Origin of the sequence: Ferrimonas sp., assembly GCF_048263965.1 — a bacterium.
GTDB lineage: Bacteria > Pseudomonadota > Gammaproteobacteria > Enterobacterales > Shewanellaceae > Ferrimonas.
On the sequence record NZ_JBLXDO010000002.1, the window covers coordinates 35,384 to 51,481 of the forward strand.

8 protein-coding genes are annotated in these 16,098 nt (G+C 61.0%); 3 read left to right on the forward strand and 5 right to left on the reverse strand.

What is annotated here, in order from left to right:
* Positions 1 to 4 precede the first annotated feature (4 nt).
* From ACN0RV_RS03070 to ACN0RV_RS03080, 3 genes are all read left to right on the forward strand, one after another.
* On the forward strand, positions 5 to 3,055 hold the full coding sequence (locus ACN0RV_RS03070; protein WP_417345468.1) for an efflux RND transporter permease subunit: 3,051 nt from the start codon (positions 5 to 7) through the stop codon (positions 3,053 to 3,055).
* A complete protein-coding gene (locus ACN0RV_RS03075; protein WP_417345470.1) occupies positions 3,048 to 4,490 on the forward strand; it encodes an efflux transporter outer membrane subunit in 1,443 nt (480 codons plus the stop codon). Before ACN0RV_RS03070 ends, ACN0RV_RS03075 begins: the two co-directional genes overlap by 8 nt.
* A gap of 82 nt (positions 4,491 to 4,572) precedes the next feature.
* Positions 4,573 to 4,776 carry a DUF2897 family protein gene (locus ACN0RV_RS03080; protein WP_417345471.1) on the forward strand — a complete coding sequence of 68 codons (204 nt, stop codon included), beginning with the start codon at positions 4,573 to 4,575 and terminating at the stop codon, positions 4,774 to 4,776.
* On the opposite strand, the gene ACN0RV_RS03085 is transcribed toward ACN0RV_RS03080, so the two are convergent.
* The 5 genes from ACN0RV_RS03085 to ACN0RV_RS03105 all read right to left on the reverse strand — a co-directional run bounded on the left by ACN0RV_RS03085 (position 4,736) and on the right by ACN0RV_RS03105 (position 15,893).
* Positions 4,736 to 6,262, reverse strand: coding sequence for a zinc-dependent metalloprotease family protein (locus tag ACN0RV_RS03085; protein WP_417345473.1), 1,527 nt, complete (start codon positions 6,260 to 6,262; stop codon positions 4,736 to 4,738). The genes ACN0RV_RS03080 and ACN0RV_RS03085 overlap by 41 nt on opposite strands.
* Before the next feature lie 195 nt (positions 6,263 to 6,457).
* Complete coding sequence (locus ACN0RV_RS03090; protein WP_417345475.1) at positions 6,458 to 9,586, reverse strand: efflux RND transporter permease subunit; 3,129 nt, start codon at positions 9,584 to 9,586, stop codon at positions 6,458 to 6,460.
* On the reverse strand, positions 9,586 to 10,659 hold the full coding sequence (locus ACN0RV_RS03095; RefSeq protein ID WP_417345477.1) for an efflux RND transporter periplasmic adaptor subunit: 1,074 nt from the start codon (positions 10,657 to 10,659) through the stop codon (positions 9,586 to 9,588). Before ACN0RV_RS03095 ends, ACN0RV_RS03090 begins: the two co-directional genes overlap by 1 nt.
* A gap of 223 nt (positions 10,660 to 10,882) precedes the next feature.
* The gene (locus ACN0RV_RS03100; RefSeq protein WP_417345479.1) at positions 10,883 to 12,790 is read right to left on the reverse strand and encodes a methyl-accepting chemotaxis protein; all 1,908 of its coding nucleotides are present in this window, start codon (positions 12,788 to 12,790) and stop codon (positions 10,883 to 10,885) included.
* Positions 12,791 to 13,067: 277 nt separating this feature from the next.
* On the reverse strand, positions 13,068 to 15,893 hold the full coding sequence (locus tag ACN0RV_RS03105) for a TonB-dependent receptor plug domain-containing protein (RefSeq protein WP_417345481.1): 2,826 nt from the start codon (positions 15,891 to 15,893) through the stop codon (positions 13,068 to 13,070).
* Between the last annotated feature and the right edge of the window lie 205 nt (positions 15,894 to 16,098).

Below are 16,098 nucleotides of genomic sequence, written 5' to 3' on the forward strand. Positions count from 1 at the left end.
AGACATGAATTTTGCATCTATGGCCATCAACCGGCGCTTTTTCACCAGTTTTCTCACCACCCTGCTGTGCCTGATGGGTCTCTATGGCTACTTTGCCATGGGCAAGCTTGAAGACCCCGCCTTCACCGTAAAGACCGCCGCCGTGGTGACACTCTACCCCGGCGCCAGTGCCGAAGAGGTGGAGCTCAGGGTCACCGATGTCATGGAGCGAAAGCTGCAAGAGATGGGACGCCTGTGGAAGCTCCGATCAGTAAGTCGGCCCGGCCAGTCCATGGTGTTCATTGACCTGCTCGAAACCACCACCGGAGAGCAACTGCCCCAACAGTGGGATCTGCTCAGACGCAAGGTCAATGACATCAAGCTGGAGCTGCCCATGGAAGCACAGATCTCCGTGGTGGTGGATGAGTTCTCCGAGGTGTTTGGCATGATGTTCGCCGTTACCGGCGATAGCATTGCACCCAGAGAGCTCAACCAATATGCCCGCCTGTTCCAGCGCCAGTTAAAGGCGGTGGACGGAGTCAATAAGGTGGCCATCCAGGGACTGCATGAGCGGGCGATCTTTATCGAGATCGATGAGGCGCAACTGGCCAGGCACCAGATGACGCCCGCTCAACTGCTGGACCAGCTCTACAGCCAGAGCCTCATCAGCCATCCGGGGCAACTGACCCTGGGCTACGAGCGGATTCGACTCAGCCACAGCGATACCCTGGGCTCAGTGGAGTCGGTAAAAGGGTTGATCCTGCGCGCCGGTGCCGGACCCGTTGGAGACCAGAGATTCAAGTTGGGAGACGTGGCCGAGATCTATGAGGCCGACAGCGCTACCCCGCTAGTGATGAACCGCTACAACGGCCAACGTGCGATTACCCTGGCGGTGAATCCCCAGGATGGTCTCAATGTGGTGGCCATTGGTGACAGCCTCAAGGCGGCGATGGCACAGTTCGAATCCCGCATGCCAGCCGGCGTCCAGGTGCACACCATCGTATTCCAGCCCGATGAAGTCCAGAAATCGGTCAATAACTTTACCGGCAACCTGCTGAGTGCCATCGCCATCGTGGTCGTCGTCCTGTGGATCTTCATGGGGTGGCGAAGCGCCACCATAGTAGGAGCCAGCCTGGGAATCACCCTGCTGCTGACCCTGGTCTATATGCTGATTGCCGGCGTCGATCTGCACCGAGTTTCCGTCGGGGCCTTTATCCTGGCCCTGGGGATGCTGGTGGACAACGCCATCGTCATCACCGATCTCTACATCGCCAAGGTACGCACCGGAATCGAACGCAAGACCGCGGCCGCACAATCGGTGAAGGAAACCCAGATCCCGCTGCTTGCCGCCACCCTGATCGCCGTGGCCGCCACCTCGCCAGTGCTGTTCAGCCAGACGGCTGCGGCTGAATTTGCCATCGACCTGTTCAAGGTGATGGCCTCCTCCCTGCTGCTGAGCTGGGTAGTGGCCGTTACCGTGACCCCCTTGATGTGCTGGGCCTTCTACAAGCCTGCCGAGGGAGCCGAGGCGGTGCCCGCCTGGCAGGGCAGGGCCCGAACTGTGATCACCTGGATCCTCAACAACCGCAAGACCGCCCTGACCGCCATCGCTGTCGCTCTGGTGGTTACCGCCGCGCTCAGCACCAAGGTAGTGCTGAACTTTATGCCCGGCTCCGACAGAGCCATCACCTTCGTGGATTACTGGCTTCCCCAGGGGGGCAACATCTATCAGACGGCGGCGGATATGGCCAAGATTGAGGCCTGGCTGCTGGAGCAACCGGAAGTCAACAGCATCGCCAGCTTCATTGGCGGCGGCGCCCCCAGGTTCACCGTAACCTATGAACCTGAGCCCAACGACCCCGCCTACGGCCAGATCCTGGTTAACCTGGACAGCTATGAGCAGATCCCTCAGCTGCGTCGACGGGGTGATGCCTTCCTCAAGGCCAACTTTCCCCATGCCGAACCCAGGTTCCGTCCCCTGAAGCTGGCCACCGTGGACAAGTTCAACATCGAAGCCCGCTTCAGTGGTCCAGACCCAGAGGTGCTGCGCCAACTCTCCAGTCAGGCCAAGACGATCATGAACGCCCACCCCAACCTGAAGTATGTGCGGGACGACTGGCGCCAACCCTCCAAGATACTGGTCCCCCAGTTCAACCAGGACAGGGCCAGGCTCACCGGCGTCACCCGTAACGACGTCAACATCGCCCTGGCCCGGGCCACCGATGGCTTTATGGTCACCAGCCTCTATGAAGGCCGCGATCGGCTGCCGGTGCTGCTGCGTAGCCCAGAGGTGAGCAGAAACGACTTCAGCTCTCTGCTGACCCTGCCGGTCACCCCTTTGCTGGGCAATCATGTCGTGCCTCTGGGACAGGTGGTGGACGGTTTCCAGCTGCAGTTCGAAGAGGGTCAGATCTGGCGCCGTAATCGGCTGCGAACCATGACGGTACAGGCCGACGTGGAGGGGATCTACGCCTCCCAGACGCGCCTGGAGATCGCCGAAGCGATCGAGGCCATTGCCCTGCCCGATGGCTACCGCATGGAGTGGGGCGGCGAATTCTACGACGAAGACCGCTCGGTTAAAGACGTATTCGCCCAGTTGCCCAAGGCTGGCGTATTCATGCTGATCCTGATGGTGGCCATGTTCAACGGGCTGAGGCAGCCCGCGGTTATTGTGCTGACCATTCCCTTGGCCTTCATCGGGGTGGTCCCCATCATGGTGCTGTCCGCCAAGCCCTTCGGCTTCATGTCCATCGTGGGCACCATTGCCCTCAGCGGAATGATCATCAAGAACGGCATTGTGCTGATGGATCAGATCAATCTGGAACTGGCCAAAGGGCGCTCCCCTTTCGACGCCCTGGTGGAATCCGCAGTAAACCGGACCCTGGCCATCAGCATGGCGGCCCTGACCACGGTACTGGGGATGATCCCCCTGTGGTGGGACCCCCTGTTTGGCCCCATGGCCGCCACCATCATCGGTGGTTTGAGCCTGGCCACCTTCCTGACCCTGCTGATCATGCCGGTCTTCTACGCGGTGCTCTACAAGGTGCCACTCCAAGAGGAACAGAACCATGCGTAAGTACTTACTTCCCCTGCTGCCCCTGATTCTATGTGGCTGCGCCGTGGGGCCGCAGTACCAGGCTCCGGATGCCCCAGCCTGGCAACCAGAGCAGTGGCAGGCCTCAGGCCCCACCTCGACTCAGCAAGCCGAACTGAACTGGTGGACCCAGTTTGAGGATCCCGCACTGAATCGCCTGGTCAACCAGGCGCTGTCCGATAACCTGACGGTGCTTGCTGCCCAGGAACGGGTCAAACTGGCCAGCAGCTACCGGGAGGCGGTCTCCGCCACCAGTCTGCCTCAGGTGGGCCTGGGTGCAGGCTATGTGGCCGGACAACTCAGTGAGCAAGGCCCCATCGGCGGCCCACTGCGTAACCCAAGTGTGGGAGGGCAGCCCCTGGGCTTCCCCCTGGCCTCCCGCCAGCTGGATGCCACCTACCTGGGCCTGGGTGTGGCCTGGGAACCGGATCTGTTTGGCAAGACCGCCAGCCTGATTGAAGCCAGCGAGGCACGGGCTGAACAGGTGGAGATCATCGCCGACGGCACCCGGCTGATGGTGGTCAGCGCCGTCGTCAGCAACTACCTGCAACTGCGCAGTGCCCAGGAGCAGGAGATTCTGCTCAGAGCTCAGTTGGCCGATCTGGAACAGATCCAGCCCAGGGTAGACAGCCTCAAGGCCCACGGCCTCTCCTCCAGCGCCGACGCCGCCCAGGTGGCCGCGCAGCGGGAGGCGGTGGCGGCAATGCTGCCTCAGCTAGAAACCGCCATCGAGGTCCATAGCCGCCGCCTGGCGATCCTGCTGGGCCAGCCTTCGGACAGCCTGCTGAAGGAGCTCAGGCAACCCACCCCTCTGCCGCAGATCCACAAGGTGATCCCCATAGGCTTGCCTTCCGAACTGCTGCAGCGACGACCCGACATCCGCCTGGCGGAGCGTCAGATGAAGGTGGCCAATGCTGAGCTGGGCGTCGCCATGGCCAATCGCTATCCCAGCTTCTATCTCACCGGCACCCCTGGGGTGGTAGCCAGCGACTTCAGTGACCTCTTTGCCAGCGGCAGCAGCGCCTGGAGCTTCGGCGCCGGCATGAATTGGGCCCTGTTCGACGGAGGCTTGAGAGAAGCGATGGAGGCGGTGGCCGAGTCCCAGGTCAACATCGCTGCCCTGGATTACCAGAGGACCCTGCTCGGCGCCTTCTCCGAAGTGGAAACCCTGCTTAGCGCCTACGGCTACAGTGAGCAGAACCTGCAGGCGCTGACCCGCTCCCGGGATCAGGTGGCGCAGGCGGTATCGCGTACCCAAAGTCTGACAGACTCCGGTCTGGCAGGGACCCTAGATCTTCTCAAGGCCAGAGCCGCCTTACACCAGGCCAACGCAACACTGATTCAGGCCAGGACCCGCCATGCGCAACTGGTGGTGGCCCTGTATAAGTCTCTCGGGGGCAGTTGGTCAGAAAGTTGATGCTCTGGGCGTACCGGCCCTGCCGGTACGCCCAGATTCAGGGTACACTTAAATCAAGGAACAAGACTCAAGAGACCTTAGAATGGAAAAATGGCAAGCTTGGCTGCTGATCGCCCTGATTCTCGGCGTCATCGTCAGCAACATCATGGTGCTCAAGTACACCGCCAACTACAAGATGCCTCAGTTTGGTAAACCCAATCTGCCCAAGGCTCCCCGCAAAAAAGACGAAGGAGCCGACGGCGACACTAGCGACGACGGCGACGCATCAGACAAAGCAGGGCAATAACCAGTCCCCATCCAAATGCGAATGCACTGCCACCTCCACCACCGCCACTGCCAGGCGGGACGGTCACCGGGGGCACCAGCGCCACCGTTGCCTGACTGACCAGTCCTCCGGGAGCGGTCAGCACCAGAGTCAGGTTTCGGGCAACACCCTGATCGAAGGTCACCAGGTTCACCGTACGGTTTAGCTGACCGTCGGCGAAACTCACCGGCAGACTCAGCGCCGTGTAATCCCTTCCCGCCTGTGCCGTGCCATCCCGGGTCTCAAGCTGCACCGTCAGCGGACCGCTGCTTCCCCCCTCACGGTTCAGCACTATGGCCAATACCTGCCCCGAAGTCACCTCAAAACTGGACTGAGCAAACACCGCAGTGCCGGTGGCGCCGACACTGCTGTCGATGATCTGTACCGAATGCTGATCCCGCCCCAGGGCCACTCCTCCCGGCCACAGCAATTGGGCCGTCAGGGTGCGATTGCTCTGGACACTGTCCTGAGCCACCTGAAGGCTTACCGACGTGCGCTCTACCCCAGCCTCAAACGTCAGCGGCAGTAAGCGTTCACTTCCATCCACACTCACCAGCAGGGTGGCGGCAGCCCGCCCCTGGATGTCACTGCGGCTGATCCCCAGCTCAAACGCCTGCCCCTCCTCCACCGAAGCTGGAGAACTGTCCAGATCCAGGGTGCCCCTGATCGCCACCGGCGCGGCCCGGTTACCGATAAACTCGGCGGATTCATTCAGGGTTCGGCCATTGTCCGCCTCCTCGGCATCACCGCACCCCAGAGGTGAACTCAGCAGAGGCGATGAGTAGCTCGGCAGGGTGCTGGGGGAGACGAAGGACCACATCACGGTACGGCCAAAGCCGCAATCGAAAGCATGGCTGAAGGGGAACAGGGCACTGTCGTTGCCCTCATGCCCGGCACCGAAGTTATGGCCAATCTCATGGGCCGCGACCGAGTTGCGGATGCTGTCTGACAGCCCGTTGTAGGTCACCACCGAGTGCCGGCCGGGGAGGAAGGCGATGCCGGCGGCATCGTCCATCTCGGGGACCAGCAGCATCCCAAGATCGGCGCCGTATTGGAGGTTCAGGGCATCATCAACCACATCCAGTTGACTGAAATCGGTCACCAGAGCCTCCGCGCCCCCCTGCTCGCTCAGGCTGCGCAGGGGAATGATCCCCTTCAGTTTGACGTCCACCGCCACCTGGGAGTTCTCCATATAGGTGTTGGTGGCGGCGACCATGGCGTTGACCATGGATTCCAGCTCGGCATAACGTGGGTAGGGTTGGGCCCAATCGGGCAACCACACCAGGATATCCACTTCCCGGGCACCTGACAGTGCCAGAGGGGTCACCATTCGGCTGGCTTTGAACTTCTCCAGCTCTGCGGCCATCTGCGGGTTCCACAGACCATCACTGCCCATGGAGACAGGCTCGGCGACCACGGCGGTCGTCGCCAATATCAGCCCGACCAAGCCAGAAAATCTCGTGATCATGCCCTTCCCCTTTTTACTCCTGTTCCCTTAAGGCTAGTCTATGCCTCTGACCTTAGAGACATTTTTGTTGCATTGGCCAGCAAGGAACTAAAGGATTGAGCACAAAAGAAAACGCCACCGGACGGTGACGTTATAGGGGGCTTGAACCTGTTTGCCCTTCAGCTGAAGATGACGGCCACCCAGGGGTGGCTCGGGTCACTCGCCGCTGCGTCGCTTAAGCAGGTAGAGGTCCTCCTGGGCCAGCTCCTCATCCAGTTGCCTGGCGACAAACTCCGGAGAGGTGGTGTAGCGGGCCAGCAGGTTGTAGATCACCGGAATCACCAGCAGGGTGAACAGGGTGGCCACCAGGATACCGGAGAGCACCACCACACCAATAACAAAGCGGGTCTCAGACCCTGCTCCGGTAGCCAGCACCAGGGGCACCGCCCCGGCGGCGGTGGTGATGCCGGTCATCATGATCGGGCGCAGACGCTGTACCGCCGCCTCGATGATCGCCTCCTCAAACTTGATGCCCTGGTCCCGCAGCTGATTGGCAAACTCGACAATCAGGATGCCGTTCTTCGCCGCCAGCCCCACCAGCATGATTACCCCAATCTCCGAGTAGATATTGAGGCTCTGTCCGGTGAAGTAGAGGCCCAGCAGGGCGCCCAGGGTAGCCAGAGGTACCGTCAGCATGATCACCAGGGGATGAATGTAGCTCTCGAACTGGGCCGCCAGCACCAGGAACACCACCACCAGGGCCAGGGCAAAGACGAAGACCACCGCATCGCCGGACTCCTGATAGTCCTGAGAGGCCCCCTTGTAGCTGACCACGGCATCCACCGGCAACAGCTCATCCACCAGACCATCCAGGTAAGCCAGTGCATCACCCAGGGTGTAGCCATCGGCCACGTTGGCCTCCAGGGTGATGGCGCGCATGCGGTTGTAACGATTCAGCCTGGGGGCATCGGCGTACTCCTCCACCGACACCAGATTGGCCAGAGGGATCAGCTCACCGGAAGAGGCGGAGCGCACATAAAGATTGGAGAGATCCGAGGCGGTGTTCTGATTGTCTCTCTGGCCCTCGATGATGACATCGTATTCCTTGCCCTGCTGCTCGAAGGTGGTCACCAGACGCGACCCCAGCATCGACTCCAGGGTACGGCCGATGGCGCTGACGGACACCCCGAGGTCTCCGGCCCGATCGCGGTCGATCACTACCCTAAGCTGTGGCTTGGTCTCCTTGTAATCGTGGTCCAGTCCCACCAGCATGGGGCTGTCTTTGGCGGCCTCCATAATCTGGTCACGCCACTGGGCCAGCTGCTCATAGCTGCCGCCACCAATGACAAACTGCACCGGTTTGCCCACCCCTCGGCCGAAGGCCTGACGCATGATGGGGAAGGCCCTGACCCCACTGAGATCCGACAGGCGTCCGCGGATGTCGGCCATGATCTCAAAGGCGCTGCGACGCTGCCCCCAGTCCTCCAGGTTGATGATGGCCATGCCGCCGGAGAAGTCGGCAACCCGGCCCCAACCCCGGGGCGCACGAATCAGCAATCGCTTGATCTCGCCAGACTCCACCATGGGCATCAGTCGATGCTCAATCTCATCCATGTAGTCCTTCATGAAGGAGTAGCTGGCCCCCTGAGGGCCATTGATGATGATGAACATGGAGCCCCGGTCCTCCCTGGGAGCAAACTCCGAGGGCACCTTGGTAAACAGGAAGGCGCTGCCGCCCATGGCAGAGACGATGATAGCCACCACCAGCACAGGGTGAGCCACCCAGCGCTTGAGAGAGTCCCGGTACTGGGACTTGGCCCACTCCATCGCCTGATCCACCTTACGCACCAGCCAGGGATCTTCCGAGGCGGGTTTGAGCAGCTTGGAGCACATCATCGGGCTCAGCGACAGGGCTATCAGAGAGGAGAAGGCCACCGCCGCACTCATGGCGATGGAGAACTCCCTGAACAGCTTGCCCAGATCCCCTTCCAGGAAGCCGATGGGCATAAACACCGAGATCAACACCAGGGTGGTCGCCACCACTGCAAAGGCCACCTGGCGTCCTCCCAGGAAGGCGGCCTTGAGCGGCGACTCCCCCTCCTCCACCCGGCGGTGGATGTTCTCCAGCATGACGATGGCGTCATCCACCACCATGCCAATGGCCAGGATCAGGGCCAACAAGGTGAGCAGGTTGATGGTGAATCCCAGGGCATAGAGCACCACGAAGGTGGCCAGCAGGGAAACGGGGACGGTGACCGCCGGGATCAGCATCGCCCGGACACTGCCCAGGAACAGATAGATCACCACAATCACCAGCAACATGGCGATCCCCAGGGTCTTGTACACCTCGTCGATGGAGGCCTGAACAAACACCGAGGCATCGTAGGAGCGCTTGATCTCCATCCCTTCCGGCAGGGTGGGGTTGAGTTCGTCCACCAGGGCATTGACCGCCCGCGCCACCTCCAGGGTGTTGGCGGTGGATTGACGGGTCACGCCCAGACCGATCATCGACTCGGTGTTGCCCCGGAAGGTGATGCGCTCCTCTTCGGACGCCAATTCCACATGGGCCACGTCCGCCAGACGGATCAGGTAGCCGTCCATGCCACGCCCCACCACCAGCTGGGAGAAGTCCTCCGGGGCCAGGAAGCTGCGTTGCACCCTCACCGAGAAGTGGCGGTTTTCAGATTCAATGCTGCCGGCGGGCAGCTCCACATTGTCGGCACGCAGGGCGGATTCGATGTCGGTCACCGTCAGGTCCCGGGCCGCCAGGGCCTGGCGGTCCACCCAGATGCGGATGGCGTACACCTTGCCACCACCGACCCGAATGTTGGCCACGCCATCAATGACACTGAGCCTGTCCACCAGGTAGCGGCGGGCATAATCGGTCAGCTGCAGGGTATCCATTCTGGAGGACTGCAGGTTGAGCCACATGATCACTTCAGAGCTGCCGGAGGCCTTCTGCACCTCGGGCGGATCCGCCTCCTCCGGCAGGTTGTTCAACAACCCGGACACCCGGTCACGCACGTCGTTGGCGGCGGCATCGATGTCCCGTTCAATGTTGAACTCCAGGGTCACCGAGGAGCGGCCATCCCTGGAGGAGGAGGAGATGTTCTTGATCCCTTCGATGCCGGCGATGCGGTCCTCGATGATCTGGGTGATGCGGGTCTCCACCACCGCGGCAGAGGCGCCCCGGTAGTTGGTGGAGATCTCCACCACCGGCGGATCGATGTTGGGATACTCCCTCAGCGGCAGCTTGTCGAAGGAGACCAGGCCGAAGGCGATCAGCAGCAGGCTGATCACCGACGCAAACACCGGTCTCTTGACGGAAAGGTCGGTCAGCAGCATTACTCGGCACCCCGCACAGTGAAGGGCTCACCGCTACGGGTGTTCACCTCCTGCCCGGGACGCACCTTCATGATGCCTCGGGTCACCACGATCTCGCCGGCATTGACGCCGGAGAGGATCTCCGCCCTGCCCCGAATGCGCAGGCCCACTTCCACCTCACGCTGCTCAATACGGTTGTCCGGGGTCACCACGAACAGGTAGTGACGCTGCTGCAGGGGGATGATCGACTCTTCAGGCACCACCAGGGTATCCCGCTGTTCGGTAATCAGCTTGAGGGTCATCAGCATGCCGGGGCGCAGGGCCAGATCCGGATTTTCGATGTTGGCCCGAACCACCACGGCCCGGGTCACAGGGTCCACCCGGCTGTCGATGCTGACCACGGTACCGGTGAACACCCGCTCGGGGAAGGCGGCCGCGGTCGCCTCGACGCTGCGGCCAGGGTTGAGCTGGGACAGGAAACGCTCAGGCACCGGGAAGTCCAGCTTCACCACCTGGATGTCATCCAGGGTGGTCACCTCGGTTCCGGGGGTCACCAGGGTACCTGGGCTGACTTCTCGAAACCCGAGGACACCGGAGAAGGGGGCGCGCAAGTAGCGGGCATCCAGCTCCGCCTGGTACTGCGCCAGGGTCGCCTTGGCCACATCGACCGAGGTGGCCAGCCTGTCCAGCTCCGAGCTGGCGATGGTCTTGGCCTGGACCAGGTCCTTGATGCGATTAAACTCCCTCTGCTGTTCCTGCAGGTTGGCCCGGGCCGCTCGCAGCTTGGCCTGCTGCTCGCCGTCGCTCAGGGTCAGCAGCAGAGTGCCGGCTTCCACCCGTTGGCCATCATCGAAGTGGACCGCTTCCACCTTTTCGGTCACTTTCACCGACATCACCACAGACTCACGGGCCTTGACGGTGCCCAGAGCTTCCACCTCACGGCGCATCGATTCGGCCGCCACCTGGGTCACCACCACTGAGGGGGTGCCCCTGGGTTTGCCTCGGGCTCCATCGCCCTTGCTGGTCTCTTTGTGATAGATCGCGCCCGCCACGCCAACAGCGAGGACGATTCCGGCAACTATGGTTTTTTTCATTATCTCTTGCCTAGTTGATTGCTGATCCCACCTGCGGGACTTTGCCCTATAGGGTACCAAGCTGGGGGTGGACCGCCATCCACTGTTGGCTTTAAGTTGTGATTCAATTGGTAACCAACTGTGACAATGGCCACACAATGTTGACAAAGAAAAAACGGAGGAGATAGGGAGTCGGATGTGGGCCCGGCGAGTGCCGGGCCCGAAGAGTCACAGAGCCTTAGGATCAGAGACGGAAGCGACCCACCAGTTGCTCCAGTTGCTGAGCCTGATCGGACAGGGCCTGACTGGCCCCCGCCATCTCTGCTGCCGCCTGAGTGGCGCGCTCGGTGCCGTCGTTGATGTTGGTCACATGATCGGTGATCTGAGTAACCACGCTGGATTGCTCCTCGGTGGCGGTCGCCACCTGCAGGTTGAGATCGGCGATGGCCCGAATCTGCTCGGCAATCTGTGCCAGCGAGTCGCCGGTTCGGCCCGCGGCTTCGGTGCCGGCCCCCGCCTGGGCCCGGCCGCTGTTGACCGCTTCCACCGCCCGGCGTGCTTCGGTCTGCAGTGAGGTGATCATCTGCTGAATCTCCTCGGTGGATTCATTGGTGCGCTGTGCCAGGTTGCGTACCTCGTCGGCCACCACCGCAAATCCCCTGCCCTGTTCGCCAGCCCGTGCCGCCTCGATGGCGGCGTTCAGCGCCAGCAGGTTAGTCTGTTCGGAGACCGAGCGGATCACCTCCAGCACGGCGCCAATCGCCTCACTCTGATTGGCCAGCTCCTCAATCACCTCACCGGCTCGCTCCATCTCCTCGGCCATGGTGGCGATGGTGCGGCTGGAGTCCTCCACCACGATAATGGCATCACCGGTTTCCCGGTTGGCGCGTTCGGCAACGTCCGCCGCCTCCGCCGCGTTTCGTGCGATCTCGCCAATGGTCAGCCCCATCTCCTCGATGGCCGAGGCGGTCACCAGGGTCTCGTCCCGCTGTCGCTCGCTCTCCACACGGCCGGTTTCGGCACTGGCGGAGACCTCGGTCGCCGCCGTGCGCAACAGGCTGGAGGTCTGGGCCACATCGGCAATGGCATGACGTATCTTGCCAATAAAGCCATTAAAGCCACTGCCCACCCGGGCCAGCTCATCCTGCCCCTGATCACGAAGGCGATGGCTGAGATCGCTCTCCCCCTGTCCCATCTCCTGGAACACCCCGGCCAGGGCGTTGATGGGCCGCGACAGGGAGTTCGCCAGCAGCACGCCCAGGCCACCGAACACCAACAGCACACCCAGGGCGCAGAGGATGATGTAGTTACGGGACTCATTCAGGCCGGCATAAAGCTCCGCCTTAGGCACCTCGGCCACCACGTACCAGCCCAGGCTATCCACATAGCTGGCCGCAATGATCACCGCGTCATCCTCGACAAAGGCGAAGGACTGTCTCTTCAGCAACTGCGACCAGTTCACATCGCCGTGAAGCGCCGCCAGGGAGAGGTTCTGTCCCGGCTTCTTCTCAGGGTGAACCATCGCCTGCCCCTGGCCATCCACCAGATAGACGAAACCGGACTGCTCGATGCGGAACTGACGAAGATAGTCGAGCATGTCGTCGAAAGAGCGTGAGATGCCGGATGCCCCGCGGCCATCCAGTAGCTGATAGTTCACGAACAGATCGCTGTTGCCTTCGGGGTAGGTATAGATGCTGACCTGTGAGGCACTGCCGCTGTCGCGAAAGGCAAAAAACCAGCCATCCAGGTTGTCGTTATTGAGACGCCTCAGGAAGCCGTCCTGATTCCAGTAATCGGCGGTCCGGCGATCGGCAAAGCTGACGTTGCTCAGGTTGTACTGCTGAGCAACGCTGCCGAGGCTGGCCACCAGGCGGCGCTCCTCTTCGGCGGTAAGGCCGCCATCCAGGGCGTCGAGGACGGACTGATTGGCCGCAATGGTGTAGGAGATGGCACTCATCATACTGATCTCCCGGTCGATGGCATTACGCACGCGCTGAACCAGGTTGGGCAGCTCAGATTGCTGCATCCGTTCGACCAGCAGTTTACGCGCCTCCCACTGGCTGATAATGCCAATGACCAGGGTGGATGCCAGTACCGACAACAACACCATCATCATCAGGCGGCTGCGAATGGTCAGCTGGTTCAGTTTCATCGTTCTCCTCCGGGGGCACTTCGACAGGTGCCAAGCATGTGACGCACGGCGTCATTGGAAACTCATGTTCAGATGAAGGAGATTATGTACTTTTATTACAAATTTGGAAGCAAAAAGAGATTAAATTTCGACTGGACTGACTTGTTTTCGATCACTTTTCACCAAAAACTCAAACGAATGTAATTTAGCACCACAGCATTATGCCGCTCTGTCCGGATTCTTCCCAGGGCTTAAGGACAAAAAAAGGCCCCATCTGGGGCCCTTGTCGAATCGCGGACTACAGAGAGTAATCCAAGGTCAGGTAGTAGAGGCGACCCACGTTGTCGTAACCGGCCATGCCGGCCACATTGCCCATGGAGTGACCCGGCAAGTCACGGTCAAACAGGTTGTCGACCCCCAGACCCAGCCTCAGGCCGTTGTCCCAGGTGTAGTGCATCAGCACATCGTTCACCACATAGGTACCGTAACTCATGATGGTTGAGTAGGGCTTGATGTAGTCATCATTAAACTGCGGAGTGTAGACATCCACACCATCCAGATAGCGCAGCGTCCAGGCAAAATCCCAGTCTCTGAGGCTGTAGGCGGTGATCAGATTCCCCTGCCACTTGGCGTAATCCGGGGTGCCGGCGAACTCCTCCTTGACCGAAGGGTCATCCTGGAAGGCATACTCATTACGCTCAATCAGGTAGGTGCCAATCAGCCTGGTGGTCAGATCCCCCTCACCCAGCGCCGTATCGTAACCAATCTCGAAATCCACCCCTGACGCTTCCTGCTTGGCCACATTGGTGTAGGTATTGACCAGATTGGTCAGCTCGTGGGTTTCAGGGTCGCGACTGAGCAGATCGCAGTATTGGTTGTCTGTGCCGGACGGGTTGTCCACACAGCGATTGATGATGTTCTGTGCCCCCACCATGGAGATGGCATCGGTGATCTCGATGTCCCAGTAGTCCAGGGTGATGGTCAGTGAATCGATAATGCTGGGCTGATACACCACCCCGGCAGTGAAGCTTCGTGACTCTTCTGGCTCCAGCTTGTCGTTGCCGCTCTCCACCCCCTTGAGATCAACGGTGTCATAGTCGGAATCAAAGTCAGCCGGCACACCCAGGGCAGCGCAGTTGCTGGCGCGAATGGCGCGTTGCGCCTCGGTCAGTTCGGCGAGCTGGCTCGCCTTACAGCTGTCATTGATGGAGAAGTAGCCGTCTTTCTGGGCGCCGGCAAACTCGCCCAGGCTGGGCGCCCTGAAGGCACTGGAGAGGGTGGTACGAATCCTGAGGTCCGCCACAGGCACCCAGCTCAGTCCCAGCTTCCAGCTGGTGGTGTCGCCCGAACTGGAGTAGTTGGAGTAGCGCGCGGCCAGGTCCATCTCCAGAGATTCCACACCGGGTTGGTCAGCCACCAGAGGCAGGCTCAGCTCCGCATACACCTCGGACACATCATAGTGAGCGTCTTCATTGGAGTAGGCGGGGAAGAAGGTGTCTCCCGAGGCGGCCAGCTCATCCTCGCGGGTCTTCATGCTCTCTTTGCGGTACTCCGCTCCGGCGGCAAAACCGGCGCCCCCTGCAGGCAGCGCCAACCAGGCGGGGTTGGTCAGAGAGGCCCCCAGCACGGTCTGCTGCAGCACAGCATTCATCACCGAGGTGGTGCTGATGTAATCGCGCATCTCCGGGGTGATTGAGCCCTCACCAAAGAGGTTCAGCGGAACACAACCCTCGGCCCGGGCAGACTCAGACCGGCACACCGCTTCGCCGTCCACCAGGACGGAATCCACGGCCATGGCGAACCTGGAGTTGATCAGGTTGTTGCCATTCTCCCGGCGCAGATCGGACTGGCCAAAGAGACCGAAGGCGTCCAGCTCCCAGCCTTGAAACAGCTCTCCCTTCACCCCCAGTACATACCTTTGAACCGTGCGCTCGTTCTCTTCACTGCGCGGCCCCAGATCATTGAGGAAGCGGTTGAGCATGATGCTGCCCAGCCCATTCTGATCCATCAGCTGGCCAAGATCGGCGCCGACAAAGGCGTTGTCACGCTGGATCTGCAAGTTGCCGAGGAAGAACGCCGGTGGCCCTTCATAATGCGCTTCGGTTCGGGACCACTTGGCCTCCAGGTAGGCCTCCATCTCATCACCCAGGCCGTAGTGGCCTTTAAAGTTGGCGGTCACGCTATCCAGCTCAGGCTGCAGGGTTTCCCACTGACGCAGGTTCTCGTAGTAGTTGCAGGAGGCACCGCATTTCAGGCCATCCACATCACTCCCGGTCTCGATAGGCACCAGGGAGCCATCGTCGGCAAAGGTGTAGCTGTCACCCAGACCGTGCCAGGGGCCGAACACCACTCCGGCATTGTTGACGCCGTAATAGCCCCCCTGAACCCAACGCTCCACGGTGTCGGTGCCGGTCATGGTGGTCCAGGAATCCTCGGTCGCCTCCCTGTCCAGGGCGCCCAGCTTGGACTGGCCGGCATACTCCAGCGACAGGGAGGCGTTACCGCGGCCATCGTCAAAATCCTGGCCGTAGGAGAGGGAGAACTTGCGGGTATTGAAGTCACTGTCGTCGGCCTTTCCGGCAATGGCTCGCAGATTCAGTCCCTGGATATCCCGCTTCAAGCGGAAGTTGACCACACCGGTCACCGCGTCGGCGCCGTAGATGGCCGAAGCACCGCCGGTGATGATCTCCACGCTCTCCACCCACTCCAGTGGAATGGTATTGATGTCCACCCTGGAGTCACCGACACTGCTGGAAACGTGGCGCTTGCCATCCACCAGGACCAGGGTGCGCTCCGAGCCCATCCCCCTGAGATCCAGTACGCTCAGTCCGCCACCGCCCACCGCAGCGGTGGAGCTGGCCAGGGCGCCGCTGCTGGCCAGTGCCGGCAGCTCATTCAGGGCCTCGGCAATGTTCACCGCCCCGGTATTGATAAGGCTCTCCCCGGTCACCACGGTGACCGGCGTCGGGGTAACGGCCCCCTCTCTGGCAATGCGGGTTCCCAGAACGGTAATGCGCTCTATCTCCGCCTCTGCCGCTGTCGCCACGCCACTGGTCAGGGTGGCGGTAATAAGGGTTGTGAATAATCCCGAGACCACGGCTCGAGAAACCACTGAACGCTTCATCAGTAAATTATCTCCGTCCGCCATTTATTGGCGGATAAAACATCAATCTGCACGCAAATAAGCAAAGGGGGCCTAAAAATCAGGCACCTTTTCGAAACATTGCGACCATAGAAAATATGATTCTATTTTCTCATGAAAAGAGTCACCGGCTAGGTGAAACCGCATAAGTGTGAGACCAGTCCCATTAGCAACACTCTTAACAATC

Bases quoted from the DNA above. Each gene is read 5' to 3' on its own strand.
- ACN0RV_RS03095 (WP_417345477.1), bottom strand. From the start codon at position 10,659: ATGAAAAAAACCATAGTTGCCGGAATCGTCCTCGCTGTTGGCGTGGCG.
- ACN0RV_RS03090 (WP_417345475.1), bottom strand. From the start codon at position 9,586: ATGCTGCTGACCGACCTTTCCGTCAAGAGACCGGTGTTTGCGTCGGTG.
- ACN0RV_RS03075 (WP_417345470.1), top strand. From the start codon at position 3,048: ATGCGTAAGTACTTACTTCCCCTGCTGCCCCTGATTCTATGTGGCTGC.
- ACN0RV_RS03105 (WP_417345481.1), bottom strand. From the start codon at position 15,893: ATGAAGCGTTCAGTGGTTTCTCGAGCCGTGGTCTCGGGATTATTCACA.
- ACN0RV_RS03080 (WP_417345471.1), top strand. From the start codon at position 4,573: ATGGAAAAATGGCAAGCTTGGCTGCTGATCGCCCTGATTCTCGGCGTC.
- ACN0RV_RS03070 (WP_417345468.1), top strand. From the start codon at position 5: ATGAATTTTGCATCTATGGCCATCAACCGGCGCTTTTTCACCAGTTTT.
- ACN0RV_RS03100 (WP_417345479.1), bottom strand. From the start codon at position 12,790: ATGAAACTGAACCAGCTGACCATTCGCAGCCGCCTGATGATGATGGTG.
- ACN0RV_RS03085 (WP_417345473.1), bottom strand. From the start codon at position 6,262: ATGATCACGAGATTTTCTGGCTTGGTCGGGCTGATATTGGCGACGACC.